19 protein-coding genes are annotated in these 20,818 nt (G+C 63.8%); 17 read left to right on the top strand and 2 right to left on the bottom strand.

Annotated elements, in window-relative coordinates:
* The first annotated feature begins 303 nt into the window (after nucleotides 1–303).
* The 14 genes from LB577_RS01540 to LB577_RS01475 all read left to right on the top strand — a co-directional run bounded on the left by LB577_RS01540 (nucleotide 304) and on the right by LB577_RS01475 (nucleotide 14,401).
* Nucleotides 304–1,917 carry an extracellular solute-binding protein gene (locus LB577_RS01540; RefSeq protein ID WP_224685266.1) on the top strand — a complete coding sequence of 538 codons (1,614 nt, stop codon included), beginning with the start codon at nucleotides 304–306 and terminating at the stop codon, nucleotides 1,915–1,917.
* Between the two features lie 82 nt (nucleotides 1,918–1,999).
* Complete coding sequence (locus LB577_RS01535; RefSeq protein WP_023779805.1) at nucleotides 2,000–2,860, top strand: carbohydrate ABC transporter permease; 861 nt, start codon at nucleotides 2,000–2,002, stop codon at nucleotides 2,858–2,860.
* Entirely contained in the window at nucleotides 2,857–3,816 is a 960-nt protein-coding gene (locus LB577_RS01530) for a carbohydrate ABC transporter permease (protein WP_224685265.1), read from the top strand. The genes LB577_RS01535 and LB577_RS01530 overlap by 4 nt, the downstream gene beginning before the upstream one ends.
* On the top strand, nucleotides 3,813–4,904 hold the full coding sequence (locus LB577_RS01525; protein ID WP_224685264.1) for an ABC transporter ATP-binding protein: 1,092 nt from the start codon (nucleotides 3,813–3,815) through the stop codon (nucleotides 4,902–4,904). The genes LB577_RS01530 and LB577_RS01525 overlap by 4 nt, the downstream gene beginning before the upstream one ends.
* Nucleotides 4,905–4,907: 3 nt before the next feature.
* The gene (locus LB577_RS01520) at nucleotides 4,908–5,969 is read left to right on the top strand and encodes an ABC transporter ATP-binding protein (protein WP_224685263.1); all 1,062 of its coding nucleotides are present in this window, start codon (nucleotides 4,908–4,910) and stop codon (nucleotides 5,967–5,969) included.
* A 35-nt stretch (nucleotides 5,970–6,004) separates the two neighbouring features.
* Nucleotides 6,005–7,090 (top strand): Gfo/Idh/MocA family protein, encoded by a 1,086-nt coding sequence (locus LB577_RS01515; protein ID WP_224685262.1) that lies wholly within the window; start codon nucleotides 6,005–6,007, stop codon nucleotides 7,088–7,090.
* A gap of 56 nt (nucleotides 7,091–7,146) precedes the next feature.
* Nucleotides 7,147–8,061, top strand: coding sequence for a sugar phosphate isomerase/epimerase family protein (locus tag LB577_RS01510; protein ID WP_224685261.1), 915 nt, complete (start codon nucleotides 7,147–7,149; stop codon nucleotides 8,059–8,061).
* 55 nt (nucleotides 8,062–8,116) lie between these two features.
* Nucleotides 8,117–9,061: a substrate-binding domain-containing protein gene (locus LB577_RS01505; protein WP_224685260.1), complete on the top strand. Its 945-nt coding sequence runs from the start codon at nucleotides 8,117–8,119 to the stop codon at nucleotides 9,059–9,061.
* Between the two features lie 57 nt (nucleotides 9,062–9,118).
* Complete coding sequence (locus tag LB577_RS01500) at nucleotides 9,119–10,123, top strand: ABC transporter permease (protein ID WP_224685259.1); 1,005 nt, start codon at nucleotides 9,119–9,121, stop codon at nucleotides 10,121–10,123.
* Complete coding sequence (locus tag LB577_RS01495; RefSeq protein ID WP_198028498.1) at nucleotides 10,120–10,902, top strand: ATP-binding cassette domain-containing protein; 783 nt, start codon at nucleotides 10,120–10,122, stop codon at nucleotides 10,900–10,902. Before LB577_RS01500 ends, LB577_RS01495 begins: the two co-directional genes overlap by 4 nt.
* 10 nt (nucleotides 10,903–10,912) lie before the next feature.
* Nucleotides 10,913–12,088, top strand: coding sequence for an aldose 1-epimerase family protein (locus LB577_RS01490; protein ID WP_224685258.1), 1,176 nt, complete (start codon nucleotides 10,913–10,915; stop codon nucleotides 12,086–12,088).
* 49 nt (nucleotides 12,089–12,137) lie between these two features.
* Entirely contained in the window at nucleotides 12,138–13,220 is a 1,083-nt protein-coding gene (locus LB577_RS01485; RefSeq protein ID WP_224685257.1) for a fatty acid desaturase family protein, read from the top strand.
* Nucleotides 13,221–13,248: 28 nt separating this feature from the next.
* Complete coding sequence (locus LB577_RS01480; RefSeq protein WP_023768294.1) at nucleotides 13,249–13,560, top strand: MocE family 2Fe-2S type ferredoxin; 312 nt, start codon at nucleotides 13,249–13,251, stop codon at nucleotides 13,558–13,560.
* 40 nt (nucleotides 13,561–13,600) lie between these two features.
* The gene (locus LB577_RS01475; RefSeq protein ID WP_224685256.1) at nucleotides 13,601–14,401 is read left to right on the top strand and encodes a 3-methyl-2-oxobutanoate hydroxymethyltransferase; all 801 of its coding nucleotides are present in this window, start codon (nucleotides 13,601–13,603) and stop codon (nucleotides 14,399–14,401) included.
* On the opposite strand, the gene hutH is transcribed toward LB577_RS01475, so the two are convergent.
* On the bottom strand, nucleotides 14,366–15,877 hold the full coding sequence (gene hutH, locus LB577_RS01470; RefSeq protein WP_224685255.1) for a histidine ammonia-lyase: 1,512 nt from the start codon (nucleotides 15,875–15,877) through the stop codon (nucleotides 14,366–14,368). The genes LB577_RS01475 and hutH overlap by 36 nt on opposite strands.
* Nucleotides 15,874–16,875, bottom strand: a complete 1,002-nt coding sequence (locus LB577_RS01465; protein ID WP_224685443.1) for an ornithine cyclodeaminase family protein — start codon at nucleotides 16,873–16,875, stop codon at nucleotides 15,874–15,876. The genes hutH and LB577_RS01465 overlap by 4 nt, the downstream gene beginning before the upstream one ends.
* Before the next feature lie 121 nt (nucleotides 16,876–16,996).
* Here LB577_RS01465 and LB577_RS01460 point away from each other — a divergent pair, with 121 nt between their 5' ends.
* The 3 genes from LB577_RS01460 to LB577_RS01450 all read left to right on the top strand — a co-directional run bounded on the left by LB577_RS01460 (nucleotide 16,997) and on the right by LB577_RS01450 (nucleotide 20,777).
* A complete protein-coding gene (locus LB577_RS01460) occupies nucleotides 16,997–18,430 on the top strand; it encodes a DHA2 family efflux MFS transporter permease subunit (RefSeq protein ID WP_224685254.1) in 1,434 nt (477 codons plus the stop codon).
* Nucleotides 18,431–18,702: 272 nt separating this feature from the next.
* A complete protein-coding gene (locus LB577_RS01455; RefSeq protein WP_224685253.1) occupies nucleotides 18,703–19,689 on the top strand; it encodes an ABC transporter permease in 987 nt (328 codons plus the stop codon).
* A gap of 62 nt (nucleotides 19,690–19,751) precedes the next feature.
* Nucleotides 19,752–20,777 (top strand): sugar ABC transporter substrate-binding protein, encoded by a 1,026-nt coding sequence (locus LB577_RS01450; RefSeq protein ID WP_224685252.1) that lies wholly within the window; start codon nucleotides 19,752–19,754, stop codon nucleotides 20,775–20,777.
* The last annotated feature ends 41 nt before the right edge of the window (nucleotides 20,778–20,818 follow it).

Here is a 20,818-nt window from a genome sequence, read left to right as displayed (position 1 = left end):
TGGCAACGGCTCCTCGCTATCCGCGATTCTGATGGGAAATGATGTATCCGGCCTTGGCCGATGCGCAAGTGGTCGCGCTAAATCAAGTCGCCCGGCACGGCCATACCGGGGCGGGAAGATATATTTCCCATCAAATCGAGGCATGGAGAGCGTTGTAAGGACCTTCGTGTGACGCATTTCCTCGCCCTATTGCGATGTTGTGAGGTATTTTGATTATTTATGATGTTGACAGCCTTCCGATCCTGCCGTCAATATCCCTCATGGGCTCGTGGAGGAAACATCGGGCCCGAGGGAGGAATTCCAATGTCTGATCTGATCCGCATGTCGCGACGCCGATTGCTGGCGTCTGGAGGAAAGGCGGCGGTGTTCGTAGCCGCGGCAGGTATCGCACCCCAATTCATCCGCCCCGGCCGTGCCTATGCGGCGGACGCGCTGGCGCCGGGCATGATCGGCGGCCCGACCGGTTTCGAGGGCGCCGAGCGCTACCAGTATGGCGCCGACACGCCGGAAGGCCGTGCCATCGAGGCGGCCAAGGCGCTGAAGGGCGCCGGCAAGGCGCCGGCCAAGATCGTGCTCGGCCTGTCGGACGGCTCCATCGGCCAGCTTACGCAGCCTTTCCCGGCCGGCGCGCCGTCGATCAAGGAGCTGTGGGAAAAGGAAACCGGCATTCCGATCGAGATCGTCGGCCTGCCGAACGGCCAGGAATTCACCAAGACGATGCAGGACATCTCCACCAAGGGTGGGGCCTATGACATCTATTCCACCGAATGGAACCGCCTTGGCGATCTCGCCGAGACCGGCGGCATCGCCAAGCTCGACGACTTCGTCGCCCAGTACAAGCCCGAGTGGGACGACCCCAAGACCGGCTATGTCGACGGCGCCAAGGGCGTGTCGCTGCTCAACAAATACCGTGGCTCGAACTACGGCGTGTCGCTGGACGGCGACTTCCAGACCTGGGTCTACCGCTCCGACCTGTTCGGCGACGCCGCCGAGCAGAAGGCGTTCAAGGACAAATACGGCGACGATCTGGCGCCGCCGAAAACCTGGAAGCAGCACGGCGATATCGCCGCCTTCTTCCAGCGTCCGGACAAGGGCCTGTTCGGCTCGACCGACCTGCGCAACCAGGGCTGGGGCTACACCAACTGGTACCAGCGCTATGTCTCGATGGCCTCGCCCAACCAGTTCCTGTTCGGCGACGACGGCAAGCCGCTGATCAATTCCGAGCACGGCATCGCCGCCACCAACGAATATGTCGGATCGCTCGCCCATCACTCGCCGGATGCGATCTCGTGGGGCTGGCCGGAGCAGTATGGCAATTTCGCCAAGGGCGGCGCGGCGATGACCTGCGCCTTCTCCAACCTGCCGAAATTCCTCGACAATGCCGGCAACAAGGATTCGGCCGTCACCGGCAAGATCGGCTCGATGCTGCCGCCCGGCCGCGAGATCGACGGCAAGCTGATCAGCCGCTCCGTGCTGTGGTTCTCGCTGACCGGCATGGTCTCGTCGCAGTCGAAGAACCAGGAAGTCGCCTATCTCCTGCTGCAATGGCTGGGCTCGGCCCGCATCTACGCCTGGATGAGCGCCAACCCCGGCGGCTATCTCGATCCATTCCGGCTTTCGGATTTCTCCGATCCGCTGGTGCGCCAGACCTATCACGCCTACCACATGGATGTGGTGCGCGAGACGGTCGCCCGCACCGTGCCGACCATCAACTATCCCGGCGCCACCGCCTTCCACAACGCACTGGACGAAAACCTCATGGCCTCGCTGACCAAGGCCAAGACCGCAGAGCAGGCGATGGCCGATACCGAAGCCGAGTGGAAGAAGATCGCCCGGCGCATCGGCGAGGACAAGCTGCTGGAAGCCATCAGAACCAACAAGGAGGCATGGCCGACCGTTCTCGATCCCATCAGCTGATCCATCTCCCTGGATCAGGAGCGAGGGGGAAGGGCGAAAGCTCTTCCCCTCCGCAATCAACGCCACCAGCAAAAGCAGCCAGATGAAGCGTTCCGTTCCCTTCGAGATATTCCGCTACGCCGCGATCCTGGCGGCGATGGCGGTGACGCTGGTGCCCATCCTGTGGATGGTGTCGATGGCCTTCAAGCCGATCGCCGAATGGTCGGCGACTGGTGCCGACCTGACATGGTGGCCGAAGAACCCGACGCTCAGCAATTTCCAGTTCGTGTTCGGCGAGTCTACCAACAGCCTCATCGTGGCGCTCGACCGCACGGCGCTGAAGCCGATCTTGTCGTCGCTGCTGTCGGCTGTGTTCGGCACCGCGATCGCCATGTCGGCGGGCACGGCGGCGGCCTATGGGCTGTCGCGCTTCGGCTCGGGACAGAACCTGCCGCTGGCGCTGATCCAGCTCAGGCTGTTTCCGCCGATGGCGGTGATGATCCCGGTGATGATCATGTGGGCGTTCCTGAATTTCACAGACAGCTGGTGGGGCCTGGCGCTGATCTACGGCATCGTCACCTTGCCGTTCGCCTTCTGGTTGATGAAGACCTTCTTCGACGACATGCCGCGCGAGATCGAGGAGGCCGCCCTGGTCGAGGGCTGTTCGCGGCTGCGCGTCTTCACCCGAATCACGCTGCCGATGATGCGCGCGCCACTTGCAAGTGCGGCATTGTTCGTCTTCATCCTCAACTGGTCGGACTATCTGATCGCGCTGCTTCTGACGACGCGCGAATGGGTGACGATCCCGGTCTACATGGCCTCGCTGTCGTCCTCGATGACCGGCCAGCTCTATGGCGCCAAGGCAGCGCTTGGCCTCATCGCCGCCGTGCCGCCCGTCATCATGGGCATCGCCATCCAGCGCCATCTGGTGCGTGGCCTGACTTTTGGGGCGCTCAAGCAATGAGCGCGGTGACAGTGACTGTTTCGGAGGACGAAATGGGCGCCGCGCGTGCGATGCCGGCCCTGCGGGACGAGGGCGCGCGGCTGGGATTCCGGCTGACCCTGCCGGCGCAGATCCTGGTCCTGTTCATCTCCGTCTTTCCGCTCTTGATGCAGCTCTACATCAGCGTCACCGACTGGTCGCCGCTCTCGGGCATCGGCTGGTGGAACGCCTGGGAGATGTGGAACAGTTTTGCCAACTACACCGACCTTGCCGCCGATGCCCGTTTCTGGAGCGCGCTGAGGCGCACGGCAATCGTCATGGTCGTCTGCGTGCCGGCTGAATTCCTGTTGGGTCTCGCATTGGCGACGCTGTTCGCCGACGATTTTCCGGGCAAGCGCATCTTTTATTCGATCCTGCTGATGCCGATGATGGTGGTGCCGGCGGTGGCCGGCTACATGTTCTTCATGCTGTTCCAGTCGGGTGGCCCGGTGAACGACATCCTGTCCACCATCACGGGTACACGCGTCACCATTGCCTGGCTTTCGGACCCGACGCTGGCGCTGATCGCGGTGATGATCGCCGATATCTGGCAGTGGACGCCGCTGATGTTCCTCATCCTGCTTGCCGGCCTGGTCGGCGTGCCGGAGGACCAGATCAAGGCGGCGACACTGCTCGGCGCCAATCCGTGGCAGCGGTTCGTCACCATCGTGCTGCCGAAGATGAAGACGATCATCATCATCGCGCTGGCAATCCGGGTGATCGAGAACTTCAAGATCTTCGACACGCTCTACATCATGACCGGCGGCGGCCCCGGCGTCGCCACGGAAACGATCTCCGTCTACATCTACAAGGTCACCACGCAGGATCTGATCTGGGGTTATGTGGCGGCGATCGCGCTCGCCATCCTGATCGTGCTTTCCATCGTTGCCGTGTTCGCCATGAAGCGGATGGCGCGGGCAAGGCAGGTGCCGGCATGAGCGCGATCCAGCTGCGTAACCTCACCAAGACATTCGGCGATTTCACCGCGCTGAAGACCATGGACCTCGAAATATCAGATGGCGAGTTCATGGCGCTGCTCGGACCCTCGGGCTGCGGCAAGTCGACGACGATGAACATGATCGCCGGCATGGAAGAACCGACCAGCGGCAAGATCCTGTTTGGCGAGCGCGACATGGCCGGCGTGCCGATGGGCCGGCGCGGCGTCGGCTTCGTGTTCCAGAACTACGCCATCTTCACCCACATGACGGTGCGCCAGAACCTTGCCTATGGCCCGAGGATGCGCGGCGCGGACAAAGCCGAGATCGACCGCCGCGTCGGCGCCATTGCCGAGCTGCTGCAACTGGCGCCGCTGCTCGACCGCAAGGCCGACCGGCTGTCGGTCAACATCTTGCAGCGCGTCGCGATCGGCCGCTCGGCGATCATGGAGCCGGCAATCTTCCTGCTCGACGAGCCACTGTCCAATGTCGACGCCGCCTTCCGGGCGGTGATGCGCACCGAACTCAAGCAATTGCAGCGCCAATTCAGGCAGACCATGGTCTACGTCACCCATGACCAGCTGGAAGCCATGACCATGGCCGACCGCATTGCCGTGATGGACCATGGCGTGCTGCAGCAGGTCGGCACGCCGCTCGAGGTCTACAACAATCCGGCCAATGTCTTCGTCGCTCGTTTCATCGGCGCACCGGGCATGAACCTGCTCAAAGGCAAGCCGGCGGAAAGCGACAGGGGCCTTGTCGTCGATCTCGGATTGCTGGGCGTCACGCCGCCGCTGCCGGACGATCTGGCAGCCAGGTTGCGCGGCGCGCGCGGCGACGTGCTCTACGGTTTTCGGCCGGAGGAGGTGGCGTTGGCGCAGGACGGGCGCGGGCTCGCCATGCCTGTCACCTTCGTCGAGCGGATCGGCGCGCGCACCATCGTCCATCTCGGCGAGGGCGCGGGCGCCGTGAAGGCGGTGTTCGACAATGATGTCGGGCTGTCGATCGGGCAGACGGCTGTCGTCGCGCCCGCAGCTTCGTCGGTACGTGTCTTCGACGCCGCCAGCGGCCTTGCGATGGGGGCGGGCTGAGCCATGGCCGACATCATCTTTCGCAATGTCACGAAACGCTATGGTGCTACGATCGCCGTCGACGACGCCTCGTTCACCGTCAACGACAACGAGTTCTTCTGCTTCTTCGGGCCGCCGCTGTCGGGCAAGTCGACAATCCTGCGCCTGGTGCTCGGGCTGGAGACGCCTGATGCCGGAGAAATCCTGATCGGCGGCAGACCGGTCAACGCAGTATCGCCGGCCGAGCGCAATGTTGCGATGGTGTTCCAGAACCTGGCGCTGTTCCCGCATATGAGCGCGCTGGACAATGTGCGCTTCCCGCTGGTCGAGCGCCGGGTCGCCGAGACCCAGATCGAAAAGCGCGTCGCCGATGTCGCCGCCAAGCTGCATATCGGCCACATCCTGCACAAGCCGCCGGCGCAGCTGTCGGGCGGCGAGCGGCAGCGCGTGGCGATCGCGCGCGCGCTGGTGCGCGACCCCAACGCCTATCTGATGGACGACCCGATCTCGGCGCTCGATGCCAGGCTGCGCGAGGAGACGCGCGTCGAGCTGAAGCGCATTCAGCGCGAGCTCGGCAAGACGCTGATCTATGTCACCCACGACCAGGAAGAGGCGATGTCGATCGCCGACCGCATCGCCATACTGGACAATGGCACGATCAGGCAGATCGGTGCGCCGGCCGAGATCTACGACCGCCCGGCCAGCACCTATGTGGCGCGGCTGCTCGGTTCGCCTGTCATGAACATCCTGAAAGCGGCGCGCGGCGAGGGCGGTATCGAGGCGGCTGAAGGCACGATCCGGATTGCCGACAAGGCTGCCCCTGTTGATGCTGTCGAGATTGGGCTCAGGCCGGAAGATATTAAGGTCCGACCGTGGGGCGATGGAGGGCCGGGCCGCCCGGCACGAGTGTTCGAGGTCGAGCCACTGGGCGGCTATACCGTGGTGACGCTCGCCGCCGGGCAGGCGCGGCTGAAGGCGCTGCTGCGCGGCCAGCCCGACATCAGGCCCGATGCGATGGTGGCGATATCCTGCGAGCCGGCCCGCGTGCATTATTTCGGACAGAGCGGAGGCGCGTTGGCGAGATGATTGCCGCTGCGAAGAGAGAATTTCGGGAGGAAAATATGGCAGGCAAGGATTTCGAGCCGGACGTGAGGGTCCGCACGAAAGAATACAGGATCGGCTGCGTCGGCGCCGGCATGATCATGGCCGAGTGCCATCTGGCTGCCTACAAGGAGGCCGGGTTTCCGGTGGTGGCGATCGCTTCACGCACCAAGGCAAGTGCCGAGAAGGTGGCGAAACGCTGGGACATCCCGACCGTCCACGATACGCCGGAGCGGTTGATCGAGGACGCTGATGTCGAGATCATCGACCTTGCCTTTCCACCCGACCAGCAGCCGGCGCTGATCCGCCATGCGCTGAAGCAGAAGCACATCAAGGCGATCCTGGCGCAGAAGCCGTTGGCGCTTTCGGTCGAGGAGGCGGTCAAGCTGCGCGACGAGGCGGCGAAAGCCGGCAAGATCCTCTCGGTCAACCAGAACATGCGCTACGACCAGTCGATGCGCGTGCTGAAGCAGATCATGGATAGCGGCGCGCTCGGCGACATCGTGTTCGCGCAGATCGACATGCACGCCATCCCGCACTGGCAGACGTTTCTTGAAGACTACGACCGGCTGACGCTCGCCAATATGAGCGTGCATCATCTGGACGTGCTGCGCTTCCTGTTCGGCGATCCCGATGAGATCACCGCGCTGACGCGCAAGGATCCGCGCACGAAGTTCGATCACTCCGACGGCATCACCGTTTCCACACTGCGCTTCCCGTCCGGGGTGCTCGCCGTGTCGCTGGAGGATGTGTGGTCCGGCCCGCGCCAGGAAGGCTACAAGGACGACCAGCATATCAACTGGCGCGTCGACGGCACCAAGGGCGTGGCCAAGGGCACGATCGGCTGGCCGACGGGCGCTGCCTCGACCCTGACCTACGCCTCGACCGAGGCCACCGGTGGCGAATGGGTGAGCCCAAGCTGGGACACGATGTGGTTCCCCCATGCCTTCATCGGCGTGATGGAACAGCTGCAGCACGCGGTGAAGACAGGCACGCCACCGGCGCTGTCGGTCGCCGACAACGTCAAGACCATGGCGCTGGTCGAGGCGGGCTACCGTTCGATCGACGAGGGCCGAACGGTCAAGCTTTCCGAGATCGCTATCTGATCACCGCCACTGAAACACCAGACAACTGAATCGCTTACAGGGAGGAATTCAAGATCATGATGCAGGCAGGTATTTTCACGGGTTATTTCCCGTACGGCCTCGAAGAGACGGCGAAGAAGATCCGCGGGCTCGGTTTCAACACGGTGCAGCTCGACCTGCATTTCAGGGATGTCGACCTGTCGGCAGGCCAGATCACCAAGGACAAGGCGAAGAAGGTGCGCGACGTCTTCCGCGACCACAATCTGCCTGTCTGCTGCGTGTCGGGCTACACCAACATCATCCATCCGGACAAGGCCGAGCGCGACAAGCGCGTCGGCTACCTCAAGGAGATCATCCGCAACGCCCGCCATTTCGGCTCGCCTTACGTGATCTCGGAAACCGGTACCTACAACACCGAATCCGACTGGGTGCATCACCCCAAGAACAAGACGGAGGAGGGTTTCGAGGAATGCCGCAAGGTGATCGCCGACCTCGCGCAGACAGCCTATGACCATGGCGCGGTCTTCCTGCTCGAAACCTACGTCAACAACGTTGTCGGCTCGGTCGAGGAGACGGTCAGGATGTTCGCGCAGGTCGACCATCCCGGCCTTGGACTGCTGATGGATCCGACCAACTATTTCGAGACGCACAACATCGACAAGATGGACCAGATCCTGAACCAGGTGTTCGACACGCTGACCGACAAGATCAGGATCGCGCACGCCAAGGACGTCAAACGTTCGGGCGACGACAAGTCGGAGAAGCACGCCGATATCGGCGACGCCGATGCGATGGAAAGCCATACTTTCCGCGGCGTCGGCGAGATCGAACTGCCGGCGCCCGGCCTCGGCTCGCTGAACTACGACCTCTATCTCAAGCGGCTGGCGGAAAAGCACCCGAACATCCCGGTGATCATCGAGCATCTGTCGGAAGACGACGTGCCGCGCGCCAAGACATTCCTGGACGGGAAGTTCCGCGCCAACGGCCTGTGATGGCCAGTCGCGCCGCCGGTGCATGGCGGCGCGGCTCCAAACAAGGGAGGAAAGAATGTTGAAATTCGCTTTGAAATTGGCGGCCGCCGCGACAGTGCTTGCCGGCGTCGCGTTCGGATCGACGGCGCAGGCGCAGGACGGACAGAAGACGTTTTATCTCCTGTCGCATGGCGGCCCGTCGGACGCGTTCTGGATCGACTGGAATGCCGGCGCGACCAAGGCCTGCGACCAGCTCAAGGTGACCTGCAAGATCTCCTTCAGCGGCGGCGACATGGCGGCGCAGAAGGAGGCCTTCAACTCGGCGCTCGCCGCCAAGCCTGACGGCATCGCCACGACCTCGGCGCAGCCGGGCCTGTGGACCGAGGAGGTCAAGGCGGCCAAGGCAGCCGGCATCCCGATCGTGTTCTTCAACACCGACGATCCTGAGACGGGGCGCCAGGCCTATGTCGGGGCCGACCTCAAGGAAGCCGGCGCGATCTGGGCCAAATATCTCGTCGACCACAAGATGGTTAAGCAGGGCGACAAGGTGTTCTTGCCGGTCGAGGTTCCCGGTGCAAGCTACCAGCAGCTGGAGACCGAAGGCATCGCCAGCGTTTTCGATCCGCTTGGGATCAAATACGACGTGGTCGATTGCGGCACCGATCCGGCCGGCATCATCGCCAAGATGACCGATTACATGGTCGCCAACAATCCGCCGGCGATCATCGCACTCGGCGATTCCGTGGCGGCCAGCGTCAAGCGGGTGTTCGACGGCGCAGGCGTTCCGGCCGGCAAGATCCCGGTCGTGGGCTGGGGCAATTCCAAGGAGACGGCACAGGCGGTCAAGGACGGCTTCGTCAACGCCGCCGCCTGGCAGTACCCGTCGGCGCAAGGCTTCATGCCGGTGGCGCTGCTCGGGCTCGCCGCCTCGGGCGAACCGATCGGCTACGACATCCACACTTTCGGTCTCTACGACGCCTCCAGCGTCGACCCGATCCTGAAGCTCTACGACAAGAAGTGAGAAACCGGCGTCCGCCGGAAAGCGGCGGGCGTCTTCCAAAGCATGGTCCAAGCAGTCATGACAATCGCCGCAGAAGATGACGCGCCGGGAGCGAAGGGCAGATCGAGCCTGCTGCGCTCGCCGCAATTCTCCTCCTTCGTCATCCTCGTCGTCCTGCTGGTGGCGTTCGCCATCGCGGACGCCAATTTCCTGTCGCCGCTCAACATTTCCAACATGATGGCGTTCCTGCCCGAGCTCGGCATCATCGCGCTCGGCATGACGCTGCTCCTGACGGCGGGCGAGTTCGACCTGTCCGTCGGCGCGGTGTTCGGGCTGGCGCCGGTGGTGGTCATGCTTTTGGTGCAGAACGGCGGGGTGGATATCGGCGTCGCCCTTCTGGCCGGGCTTCTCCTGTGCATCGGGATCGGCGCGATCAACGGGCTGATCGTCACCAAGATCGGCATCTCGTCCTTCCTGGTGACGCTGTCGATGCTGCTCGTCGTGCGCGGGGCGGCGCTCTACATCACGCAAGGCTTTCCGCTGAAATCCTGGGACCAGCCCGGCTTCTTCGTGACGCTGCTCGCCGGCAGCTTCAACATCGGCTCGTTCCGCTTCTACACGTCGCTGTGGTGGTTCATCGGCCTGTCGCTGCTGGCGATCTACATCCTGCGCTACGCCAAGCTCGGCAATTGGATCAGCGCCATCGGTTCGAACCGCAACGCGGCGGTGGCGCGCGGCGTGCCGGCGGACGCCGTCAAGATCTGGCTGTTCATCGCGACCTCGGTGCTGGCCGGGCTTGCCGGCATGATCAGCGCCTTCCGCATCTCCGCCGCCTCGCCGGTGGCGGGCACCGGCTACGAGCTGGAAGTGATCGCCATGGTGGTGGTCGGCGGCACGGCGCTGACCGGCGGGCGCGGTACCATCCTGGGCACCATCGTCGGCGCGCTGATGCTGCGCGCCATCCGCAACGGCATCGTGCTGATCGGCGTACCGGGGCTCGCCTACAATATTTTCGTCGGCCTCATCATCCTCGCCATGCTCATCCTGCACGCTCTGCTGCAGAAGAACGCCGCAAGGGGCTGACGATGGAAGTGCTTCGGCTGCAGAATCTGCAAAAATCCTTCGGCAGCGTGCGCGCGCTGAAGAATGCCTCGCTGTCATTACGGGAGGGCGAGGTGGTGGCGCTGCTCGGCGACAATGGCGCCGGCAAATCGACGCTGATCAAGGCGATCTCGGGCGTGTTTCCCGTCGACCGTGGCGACATCTTCGTGCGCGGCGAGAAGGTCTCGATCCGCTCGACCCGCGATGCGATGGACTTGGGCATCGAAACCATCCACCAGGACACGTCGCTGGCGCCGGATCTCAGTATCGCGCGCAACCTTTTCCTTGGCCGCGAGCCGGTCAAATTCGGCTGGCTCGGCGTCTTTGCGCCGCTCGATCTGGCCAAGTTGCGCAAGGCCGCCTCCGAACTGCTCAAGCGCGTCGGCATCTCGAAGAAGCTGGATGCCGATGCGCTGGTCTCGACGCTGTCGGGCGGCGAACGGCAGTCGATCGCCATTTCGCGCGCCATGCAGTTCGCCGCCAAGGTGATTATTCTCGACGAGCCGACCAACAATCTCGGTGTCGAGGAAACCCATGGCGTGCTGCGCTTCGTCAAGGAGGTGCGCGACGCCGGCCATTCGGTGCTGCTCATCACCCACAACATCCACCACGTGTTCCAGGTCGCCGATCGCATTATCGTCATGCGGCGTGGCGAGATCGTCGCCGAACAGACGGTCGCCGACACCGACCTCTTGACCGTGGAAAGCATCATCACCGGCGCCGACATGTCGGCCTTGCTCAAGGAGGCGAGGGCAAAGTGAAGGACGTCGCATGGTAGAGCTCTACGGCAAGACGCTGTCGCGAAGGCAAGTCGCCGAGCGGTCCGGCATGCTATCGCAATTCGCCGGGGTGCGGCTGATGACGCTTGGCGATGGGGTGGAGCGCGGCATCCGCATGCTTGAGTTCCGTACCGGTTCGGGCCTGCGCTTCACCGCGCTGGTCGATCGTGCGCTCGACATCGCCGACTGCGACTATAGGGGCCAGGCGATCGGCTGGCATTCGCCGAGCGGTTTTCGCCATCCGGGCTTGCACGAGTATGAGGGGGAGAGAGGGCTCGCCTGGGCGCGCTCCTTTTCCGGCCTGCTCGTCACCTGCGGGCTCGACCACATACTGGGCCGGGAAGAAGTACCTGTCGACACTTACAACTACCCCGGCAAGACGACCGCGGTCCATTCGCTGCATGGCCGTGTCGGCACGATCCCGGCGCGGCTGACCGGCTATGGCGAGCGCTGGGATGGCGACCGCTGCGTGCTGTGGGCCGAAGGTGTCGTCCAGCAATCGGCGGTGTTCGGCGAGGATCTGCATCTGATCCGGCGCATCGAGGCCGATGTCGGCGGCAACGAGATCCGGCTGTCCGACCGTGTCGTCAATCACGGCTTCAACCGCACGCCGCATATGTATTTCTACCACGTCAATGTCAGCCATCCCTTGCTCGACGAAGGGTCGCGCTATCTGGCGCCGATCCGCGAAATTGTCTGGGCCGGCCATGCCGGCGAGCATTACGAAGCGCAGAAGGTCGGCTACCGCACGGTGCCGCCGCCGCAGCTCGGTTTCAGCGAACAGGTCTGGCAGCATGAGATGACGGCCGACGCCAATGGCGAGGTACCGGTGGCAGTGGTGAACGACCGGCTCGGTCTCGGCTTCGAAGTGGTGACGCGCAAAGACCAGTTGCCTTGCGCCTATCAATGGCAGAATTTCCAGGCCGGGCAGTATGCGCTGGGTATAGAGCCTTCGACCCATCATGTGCTCGGCGATCTCGCCGCGCGCGAACGCGGCGAGATGATCTGGCTGGAGCATGGCGAAAGCCGGAGCTACGATGCGGTGTTTCGCGTCCTCGATGGCGCCCGCGAGATTGCCGCGGCCGAAAGCAGGATTACCTCTATCGCCAGGCAGCCGCGGCAGGATTATCCGCAACCGTCGGGAAATTTTGCGAGATTGAGGGCATGATGCGACAGGAATGCTCCGGCTGGCGGGCCGGAAACCGGAGGCCGGTGTGATGGGCAAAAAACGCGACTACAGCCTGGTCGGCGAAAGCACGCGGCTTGCGATCGAAACCGGCCTGGCCTCGGCCGAGTGGTACCACACCGACGTGCCGCGCAAGGCGATGAAGGAGCTGATGCAACGCTCCGACGGTCCGGCGATCCGCGACACGGTGATCTGGCTCGCCGTCATACTGGGCTCCGCCGCCGGCATCGTCTGGTTCTGGGGCTCGTGGTGGGTGGTGCCGTTCCTGTTCGTCTACGGCGTGCTCTACGGCTCGTCGAGCGACTCCCGCTGGCATGAATGCGGCCACGGCACGGCCTTCCGCACGCGCTGGATGAACGATGTCGTCTATCACATCGCCTCCTTCATGCTGATGCGCAATCCCGTGCAATGGCGCTGGAGCCATGCCCGCCATCACACCGACACCATCATCGTCGGCCGTGACGCCGAGATCGCCGTCATGCGCCCGCCGGATCTGCTGAAGGCGGCGCTGGCGTTCACCGGGATTCTCGATTTCCGTTATTCGCTGCCGACCCTGGTGCGCCAGGCATTCGGCACGCTGTCGGAGGAGGAGAAGAGCTACATCCCCGAGATGGAGCAGCACAAGGCCGTGGTCGTCGCCCGCTGGCATGTGGCCGTATACGTTGCGACGATCGCTTTCGCGATCGCGCTGGGATCATGGCTGCCGCTGGTGCTGATCGGCCTGCCGCGCCTCTATGGCACCTGGCACATGGTGACGACCGGCCTGCTGCAGCATATCGGGCTTGCCGACAATGTCGTCGACCACCGGCTCAACACCCGCACGGTCTACATGAACCCGATCAGCCGGTTCATCTACTGGAACATGAATTACCATGTGGAGCACCACATGTTCCCGATGGTGCCCTATCACGCGCTGCCCAGGCTGCACGAACTGATCAAGCACGACCTGCCCGAGCCGAACCCTTCGATGTGGCATGCCTATCGCGAGGTCTGGCCCGTCCTGCTCAGGCAGCTGAAATATGAGGATTATTACCTCAAGCGCGAATTGCCGCCGACGGCGAGACCCTATCGCGGCGAATTCCACGAGGTCGATATGTCGGCGGCGGCCGAATAGCGATCGCGAATGATTGCAGGAGACCGAAATGACTGATTGGGTTGAAGCGTGCGCGGTTGATGACATCGAGGAAGAGGATGTCATCCGCTTCGATCATGGCGGCCGCACCTTTGCGATCTACCGCTCGCCCGATAATGAGTTCTTCGCCACCGACGGCTATTGCACGCATGAGAAGGCGCATCTGGCGGACGGGCTGGTGATGGACGACATCATCGAATGCCCCAAGCACAATGGCCGGTTCAACTATAAGACCGGCCAGGCCAAGGGCGCGCCGGTCTGCGTCAATCTCGCGACCTATCCGGTGAAGATCGAGGCCGGTAAGGTGATGATCCAGATTTGACGTGTGGCAACCGATCCAGCATCACAGAGGGGACATCTAAATGAGCCGAAAGAGACCGACCGTCGCCGACCTGCGCGCCATGAAGGGCAAGCGCCAGCTGACCATGCTGCGCGTGCTCAACCTGGACGAGGCGGAGGCCGCCGAGCGGGCAGGGGTCGACATCGTCTCGGTGCCACCCGAACTGGTGCTCAACCCTCAATACCGCGATGCAGCACCCAGCCTGTTCACCATGCCGGGCGAGAATTTCTTCGAGATCGGTACGGCGGATGACTTCGTCCGCTGGGCCTTCAGGCTCTACAAAGCAAGCGCCGACGCGGTCTATTGCAGCGCCGGCTATGCCACGATCAAGCGGATGGCTGATGACGCCATCCCCGTCATCGGCCATGTCGGCCTCATTCCCTCCCGCGCGACCTGGACCGGCGGCTTCAAGGCGGTCGGCAAGACCGCCGACACCGCCATCCAGGTGTTCGAGGCGGTGAAGCAACTGGAGGCCGCGGGCGCCATCGGCGCGGAAATCGAAGTGGTGCCGGTCGAGGTGGCCAAGGCGATCTCCGAGCGCACCTCGCTGATCATGCTGTCGATGGGGGCGGGCACCGGTTGTGACGCACAATATCTGTTCGCCGACGATATTCTTGGCCAGAACCGGGGCCACATGCCCCGCCATTCCAAGGTCTATCGCAATTTCGCCGCCGAATATGATCGGCTGCAGGCGGAGCGGGTGGCGGCATTTTCCGAATATGTCGCCGACGTCAACAGCGGCGCCTATCCCGAGGACAGGCACGTCGTGCACATGGACCCGGCCGAGCTACGCCTGTTCCTGGACAAGGTCGGCCGGGGTTAAGGTCCAATTCCCGCCGGCAAGCGCGGCATGGAGCGCTTCGGCCTCGACGCCGAGTGGCCGGTCTTCCCTGAGGGCAGGGACGAGCGAGCGCACCGCCGCATGGATCGCGTCCGTGCGCGGCGCCAGCACCAACCCCTCGCGGAGGTCGACGGCCTGCACGGCGGCCATCAGTTCGAAGGCGATCAGCCGCCGCCACAGCGCGATCATGGCGGCGCATTTCGAAACGGCCAGCGGCGTCTGCGTGGCATGGTCCTCGACGCCTTCCGACACGGGCAGGAAATCGAGCATCACCGGATTGGCCTTGTGGCGGATGCTGGCCAGGATCGATGTCGCCGTCTTCTGCAGCGGCACGAAACCAGCAGAGGCGCCGCCGACCGGCGACAGATATTTCGGCAAGCCGTTGCGGCCCGAGCCGGTGAGCTGGATGAAGCGGGCCGCGCAGGCGGCGGCACATTGCGCGATGGCCAGGCCGAGCGTCTCGAAGGCGAGCGAAAGTGCGGCGGTGTGGAAATTGCCGGTCGACAGCACCAGCTCGTCATCGCCGAGCACCAGCGGGTTGTCGGCGGCGGCGTTGAGCTCGATCTCGACGGCGCGCTTTGCCTGGCCGATCGCCTCGATCAGCGCGCCATGGATCGACGGCATGCAGCGGATGGACAGCGGGTCCTGTATGGTGGTCGGGGCTGGTGCCTCGTCACGGGCGAGCAGATCGTGCAGCGCCTTGGCGGCTTCCTGCTGTCCGGCGGCCGGGCGGGCCATGTGCAGGCGCGGATCGAGGATGGTGCGGTTGGCGCCAAACCCTTCCATGGTCAATGCGCCGGCCTGCTGCTGCTGGGCCAGCGCCGACAGCGCGTCGGTCACCGCAAGCGCGCCGCTGCCCACCGAAACCGCCGAGGCGTTGATCAGCGACAGTCCGTCCTTGGGCGCCAGGCTGATCGGCCCGAGACGCGCCATCATCAGCGCCTTGGCGGCCGGCATGCGACGGCCCTGATAGTCGGCCTCGCCTTCGCCGATCAGGAGACGGGCGAGTGCCGTCATCAGCACAAGGTCGCCGGCACCGATCGAGCCGAGCGACGGCATCACCGGATGGACGCCGGCGTTGAGTGCGTCGACCAGGGCGACAAACACGGCGGGCGAAAGGCCGGAGCCGCCGGTGGACAGCATCGCCGCGCGGGCGACCATGGTTGCTCGCACGGCTTCGACCGGCAGCGCTTCGCCGACCGCGGCGCTGCGCCCTTCCAGCAACTGGCGCTGGAAGGCACTGGCATCACCCTGGACTGTGGTGCCGAGATTGGCGCCGAGCCCGGTGTTCAGGCCATAGATCTGCTGGCCGGAGGCGGCCGCCTGGTCGAGCACCTTTCGCGCTTTCTCCAGCCTGCCGACGACATCGGGTCCGACCTCTACCTTGCGCGCCTCGCGAGCGACAGCGGCGACATCGCTTGTGCTGACGCCGGTTCCGGTGAGGACGAGCGCGCTCATGCGAAGCGCAGCCTCTGGCCGATGCCTTTTTCCCCTGCCTTGGCCAGCATCGCCTTGCCCAGCGCGATGTCTGAAAGCGACAGGCCGCGATGCCAGAACAGGATGGTTTCGTCGTCGCTCTGGCGCCCGGGCTTGAGGCCGGCGGCGATCTGGCCAAGTTCGGCATGCAGCGTCTTTTCGCTCAGCCGGCCGGTTTCGACATGGGCGCGCAGCGAGCCGAACTTGCCGCCCTTGCACTGGCCCCAGTCGTCGACGACCGTCTTCTGCATGATATCGGTCAGCGACAGCTCGACCGCGCTCATCGTACCGTAGGGCACAACCAGCGCGCCGGGCTTAATCCATTCGGTCTTGAGCAGCGGTTGCGGCTCCGGCAGGCGCGAAGCCTCGACGACGATGTCGGCGCCTTCGACGCAGCTCTTCCAGTCGGCCACGGCCGTGACCTTCTTGCCGAGATCGGCGGAGAGCTTGGCGGCAAAGCCGTCGCGGCTCTCCGGGCGGCGCGAATGGACGCGGATTTCGTCAAAGTCGAAGAGATGATCGAGCAGGCGTACGTTCCAGTAGGCGGTGCCGCGTGCGCCGATATGGGCCAGCACCTTGGAATTCTTGCGCGCCAGATGTTTGGCGCCGATGGCGGTGACGGCGCCGGTGCGCATGTCGGTGATGACGGTGGCGTCGAGAATGGCGCGCGGCATGCCGGTGCGCGGATCGAACAAATTGAGGATGCCGAATTCCGAGGGCAGGCCGTGCAGGTAGTTGTCGACATAGTCGCCGACGATTTTCACACCCGCTGTATCGAGTGGCGCGACGTAGCCGCGCAAGACATTGAAATGGCCGTGGAAGGATGGATCCGGTTCGAGATGGACACGTGGTTCGATCACCGTCTGGCCCTTACCCTGGGCGACAAGGCCGGCCTCGACGGCGGCAATGATTTCGCCATCGGTCATGGCAAGCGCATCGATGTCGAGGGCATTGAGGTAGTCGATATAGATCGCCTTCATGTCGATGCGTGCACTTTCCTCGATTGCCCCGCTCATCCCATAGCAGGCCACGGCGCGACACGAAAGTTTGTTGCGCTATCTATGGACGCTGCCTCCCAAATGCTGTTCAAACCGATCCGTCATGACTGCCATTCCCGAGACTGAAGCCTTGTCCGAAACGGCCACGAATGCGCGGCGCGTGGCGCTGATCGTCGCTATCGCGTTCTTCATGCAACTGCTGGATTCGACGATCATCTCGACGTCGCTGCCGCAGATGGGTGCCTCCTTCGGTGTGCCGGCAGTGGCGATGAGCATCGGCATCACCATCTACATGCTGACCATGGCGGTGTTCGTGCCATTGTCGGGCTGGCTCGCCGACCGCTTCGGCGCGCGCAACATCTTCCTGGTGGCGATCGCGCTGTTCACTTTGGCCTCGCTCGCCTGCGGCTTCTCGCAAAACCTGACCGAGTTCGTTGCCGCGCGCGCGGTGCAGGGGCTGGGCAGCGCGCTGATGACGCCGGTTGGGCGCATTCTCGTCCTGCGCAATGCGTCGAAATCCGAGCTGCTCAATGCCACGGCGCTGATCACCTGGCCGGCGCTGTTCGCGCCGGTGGTCGGGCCGGTGCTCGGCGGTTTCATCACCACCTATCTGTCCTGGCACTGGAATTTCTTCATCAACATACCGCTGGGCGCGATCGGGCTGGCGCCGGTCGCGCGCTTCATTCCCGGCGACCGCGAGACCGATCCGAAGCCTTTGGACTGGCCGGGGTTTTTCCTGACATCGTTCGGGCTCGCGCTGCTGCTCTACGGCCTCGAGCGCATCGCGCATCCCGAGGACGGCGTGCTGCCGACGGTGCTTTTGATCGCGGCGGGCATCGTCATCAACTGGCTGGCGGCGCGGCATCTCCGGCGCGCGCCGCATCCGCTACTCGATCTCTCCTCATTCAAGGTACTGACTTTCGCCATCTCGACGCTCGCCGCTGGCACCATTTTCCGGGTGGCAATCAACGCCACGCCGTTCCTGCTGCCGCTTTTGTTCCAGGTCGGCTTCGGCCTCAGCCCCGTCGATGCCGGTATGATGATCCTGGCCTATTTCCTCGGCAATCTCGGCATGAAGACAGTGACGACGCCGACTTTGCGGCGTTTCGGCTTCCGATCGGTGATGGTCGTCAACGGCCTGATCGCGTCGGCCTCGATCATGGCTTGTGCGGCGATTTCGCCGCAGACACCACAGTCATTGGTGGTGGCGCTGATGCTGGTCGCCGGCCTGTCGCGCTCGATGCAGTTCACGGCACTCAACACGCTGGCCTTCGCCGATATCGAAGCGGCGCAGCGCAGTTCGGCGGCGACGCTGTCGTCCATGCTGCAGCAGGTGGCGATGCTGTTCGGCGTCGCGGTGGCGGCGGCCATCCTCAATCTGTCGCAGATCGCCAGGGCACAGCCGGCGCTCGACCTCGTCGATTTCCGAATCGCCTTCCTGGTGATCGGCGTCATCGGACTGGTGGCCGCGCTGCGATTTCTGGTGCTGCCGCCCGGCGCCGGCGCCGAGGTTTCCGGCCACACGCCGACGAACTGAAAATCGAATTTTTCCGCCCGGCGCGGAGATAAATTCCGTTTTGTCCTTTCGCCTTGATCCAGCACTTTCGCGAACAGCTGACACGGCGCAATCAATTGCCAAAAAATGCAGGCTTTTCCATGCATTGCGCCAGCTTAGGCAATCGATGCGTCCACTCGACGAATATCGACATGGGGCCTCGTTCCGGACGCGGATTCATTTGACGAACCAGCGCTGAGCCGATTAGCTTTTGTTTTCGGGATGGCAGCGCTGCCATCGGGGCGAATGCAGACATGAACACGACCGGCTGGCCGAACTTCAGGAGCCTGAATCAGGAAGGCATTGTCTTTGCCATTGCGGTGGTGCTGTTCGTTGTCGCGGCGATCGGCCTGCCGGGCTTCATCGATCCCAACAATCTCGTCGCCATCGTCCGCTCGGTATCGGTGCTGGGGATCCTCGCGCTCGGCATGGCGGTCGTCATCATCGGTCGCGGTATCGACCTCTCCGCCGTGGCGATCATGGCGATGTCGGTCGCTTGGTACCTGCAATTGCTCAACACCGGGACCTCGGACGGGCTGGCCTTCGCCTATGTGCTGGCCGGCGTGCTGGCGATCGGACTGCTCAACGGTTTTCTCGTTGCCTATGCCGATGTGCCGGCGATCTTCGTCACGCTGGCGACCGGCTCCTTCGTCTTCGGCTATGTGCGCTCGCAGCTGATCACGCAGGATGCCGTGCCGGTGCCGCAGGGCCATTGGGTCGAATTGCTGGGCGGCCTGCGCTTCCTCGACATTCCGATCGAAGTGTTCGTCTTCGCGGGGCTGGCCTTCCTGTTCTTCCTGTTCCTGCGCTACACAAAATGGGGCCGCTACATCTATTTCGCCGGCGACAATCCGGTGGCCGCCCGCAACATCGGCATTCCGGTGCGGCCGATGCTGGTGCTGCGCTACGTGCTGTCCGCATTCGTGGCGCTGATCGCCGGCCTGCTGACGGCGGCCAGCCTGCATTCGATCAACACCCGAATCGTCAATTCCACGCTGCTCTACGACATCGTGCTGGTGGCGGTGATCGGCGGCATCGGCCTGTCGGGCGGACGAGGCGGGGTGCGCAACGTGCTGGTCGGCGCGGCGCTGATCGGCATTCTCTTGAACGCCATGACCATCATCGACATTCCGCTGCTCTACCAAAACCTGATCAAGGCGGCGATCCTGCTCGGCGCCATCATCGTCGACGGCATCATCAATCCACGTGACGAGCAGACCGCCCAGCAGGGCGACATTTAGGGGTACCCGGCGCGATCGCGACGATCGGCCGGCAATGAAAACCGAACAGAGGATGTGACGACATGAAACTGATCAGAACACTGATGGCCGCGGCCACGGCGCTTGCCGTTACCGCCTTCGTGGCGCCGACCTTTGCCGCCGACGATCCGGGTCCGGCCGCCTATGCGCAGGCACTCAAGGGCAAGCGCGTCATGCTTGTGCCGCTGGCGATGGGCTTCGATCTGGCGCAAGGCTGGTCGCACTATCTGAAGACCGAGGTCGAGGCCTGGGGCGGCGTGTTCGAAACGCGCGATCCGAACTGGGTCGTCGATGCCGGCGCGCAAGCCATCACCGACGCCATTTCGTCGGACACCAGGCCCGATGTGCTGATCATCCATGCGCCCGACCTCAACTCCTACTCCAAGCTGATGAAGAAGGCGCAGGCCGCCGGCACCTATGTGCTCTTGGTCGACAATCCCGCCAACTTCCCGGCTGACGCCTTTGTCGGCAGCGACTGGGACCGGCTTGGCCAGCTCGAGGCCGAAGCGGCGATCAAGGGCTGCGGCGAAAATTCTTCCAAGAAGATCGGACTGGTGCAAGGCGACCAGGCGAACTCGTCCAGCCTCTATCAATATGCCGGCATCATGAAGGTGCTGGACAAGCATCCCGACTTCAAGGTGGTGGCCAAGCCCGACTCCAACTGGGATGCAACGACCTCGCGCAACGTGACGACAACGATGCTGCAGCAGAACCCGGACATCTGCTCGATCATCGATTTCTGGGATGGTGACGCCACCGGCGCTTCCGCCGCGATCCGTGACGCCAAGCTCGACGGCAAGGTGTTTTTGGTCACCACTGGCGGCGGCGAGAAGGCGGCCGACTGCGACAAGCTGGCCGACGGCACCTATGGCGCCGTGGTGATGACCGACCTTGCCCGCCAGTCGGGTGACATGAACGCCATCATCAAGTTCCTGCTGCAGAGCGGCCAGCCGGCCGGCACCTCGCACACCTACATCTACACGCTGGAGAAGGCGACGACCAAGGCGGACCTGAAGCCCGACAGCTGCTGGGACCTGAAGGCGCTGCAGGCCGAAGCGGCGGCGAAGTAAGCCGATCCTTACAAACACCAGTCAATGAGGTGGCCGGATTG

The organism is Mesorhizobium sp. B283B1A (assembly GCF_020165735.1).
GTDB lineage: Bacteria > Pseudomonadota > Alphaproteobacteria > Rhizobiales > Rhizobiaceae > Mesorhizobium > Mesorhizobium opportunistum.
Note: the sequence above shows the minus strand (reverse complement) of the source record. Positions and strands in the feature narration are given on the sequence as shown.

Coding starts and splice junctions, on each gene's coding strand:
- LB577_RS01465 (WP_224685443.1), bottom strand. CDS start 16,875: ATGAAGGCGATCTATATCGACTACCTCAATGCCCTCGACATCGATGCG.
- LB577_RS01480 (WP_023768294.1), top strand. CDS start 13,249: ATGACTGATTGGGTTGAAGCGTGCGCGGTTGATGACATCGAGGAAGAG.
- LB577_RS01530 (WP_224685265.1), top strand. CDS start 2,857: ATGAGCGCGGTGACAGTGACTGTTTCGGAGGACGAAATGGGCGCCGCG.
- LB577_RS01500 (WP_224685259.1), top strand. CDS start 9,119: ATGACAATCGCCGCAGAAGATGACGCGCCGGGAGCGAAGGGCAGATCG.
- hutH (WP_224685255.1), bottom strand. CDS start 15,877: ATGAGCGCGCTCGTCCTCACCGGAACCGGCGTCAGCACAAGCGATGTC.
- LB577_RS01475 (WP_224685256.1), top strand. CDS start 13,601: ATGAGCCGAAAGAGACCGACCGTCGCCGACCTGCGCGCCATGAAGGGC.
- LB577_RS01490 (WP_224685258.1), top strand. CDS start 10,913: ATGGTAGAGCTCTACGGCAAGACGCTGTCGCGAAGGCAAGTCGCCGAG.
- LB577_RS01540 (WP_224685266.1), top strand. CDS start 304: ATGTCTGATCTGATCCGCATGTCGCGACGCCGATTGCTGGCGTCTGGA.
- LB577_RS01535 (WP_023779805.1), top strand. CDS start 2,000: ATGAAGCGTTCCGTTCCCTTCGAGATATTCCGCTACGCCGCGATCCTG.
- LB577_RS01525 (WP_224685264.1), top strand. CDS start 3,813: ATGAGCGCGATCCAGCTGCGTAACCTCACCAAGACATTCGGCGATTTC.
- LB577_RS01510 (WP_224685261.1), top strand. CDS start 7,147: ATGATGCAGGCAGGTATTTTCACGGGTTATTTCCCGTACGGCCTCGAA.
- LB577_RS01460 (WP_224685254.1), top strand. CDS start 16,997: ATGACTGCCATTCCCGAGACTGAAGCCTTGTCCGAAACGGCCACGAAT.
- LB577_RS01505 (WP_224685260.1), top strand. CDS start 8,117: ATGTTGAAATTCGCTTTGAAATTGGCGGCCGCCGCGACAGTGCTTGCC.
- LB577_RS01455 (WP_224685253.1), top strand. CDS start 18,703: ATGAACACGACCGGCTGGCCGAACTTCAGGAGCCTGAATCAGGAAGGC.
- LB577_RS01450 (WP_224685252.1), top strand. CDS start 19,752: ATGAAACTGATCAGAACACTGATGGCCGCGGCCACGGCGCTTGCCGTT.
- LB577_RS01515 (WP_224685262.1), top strand. CDS start 6,005: ATGGCAGGCAAGGATTTCGAGCCGGACGTGAGGGTCCGCACGAAAGAA.
- LB577_RS01520 (WP_224685263.1), top strand. CDS start 4,908: ATGGCCGACATCATCTTTCGCAATGTCACGAAACGCTATGGTGCTACG.
- LB577_RS01485 (WP_224685257.1), top strand. CDS start 12,138: ATGGGCAAAAAACGCGACTACAGCCTGGTCGGCGAAAGCACGCGGCTT.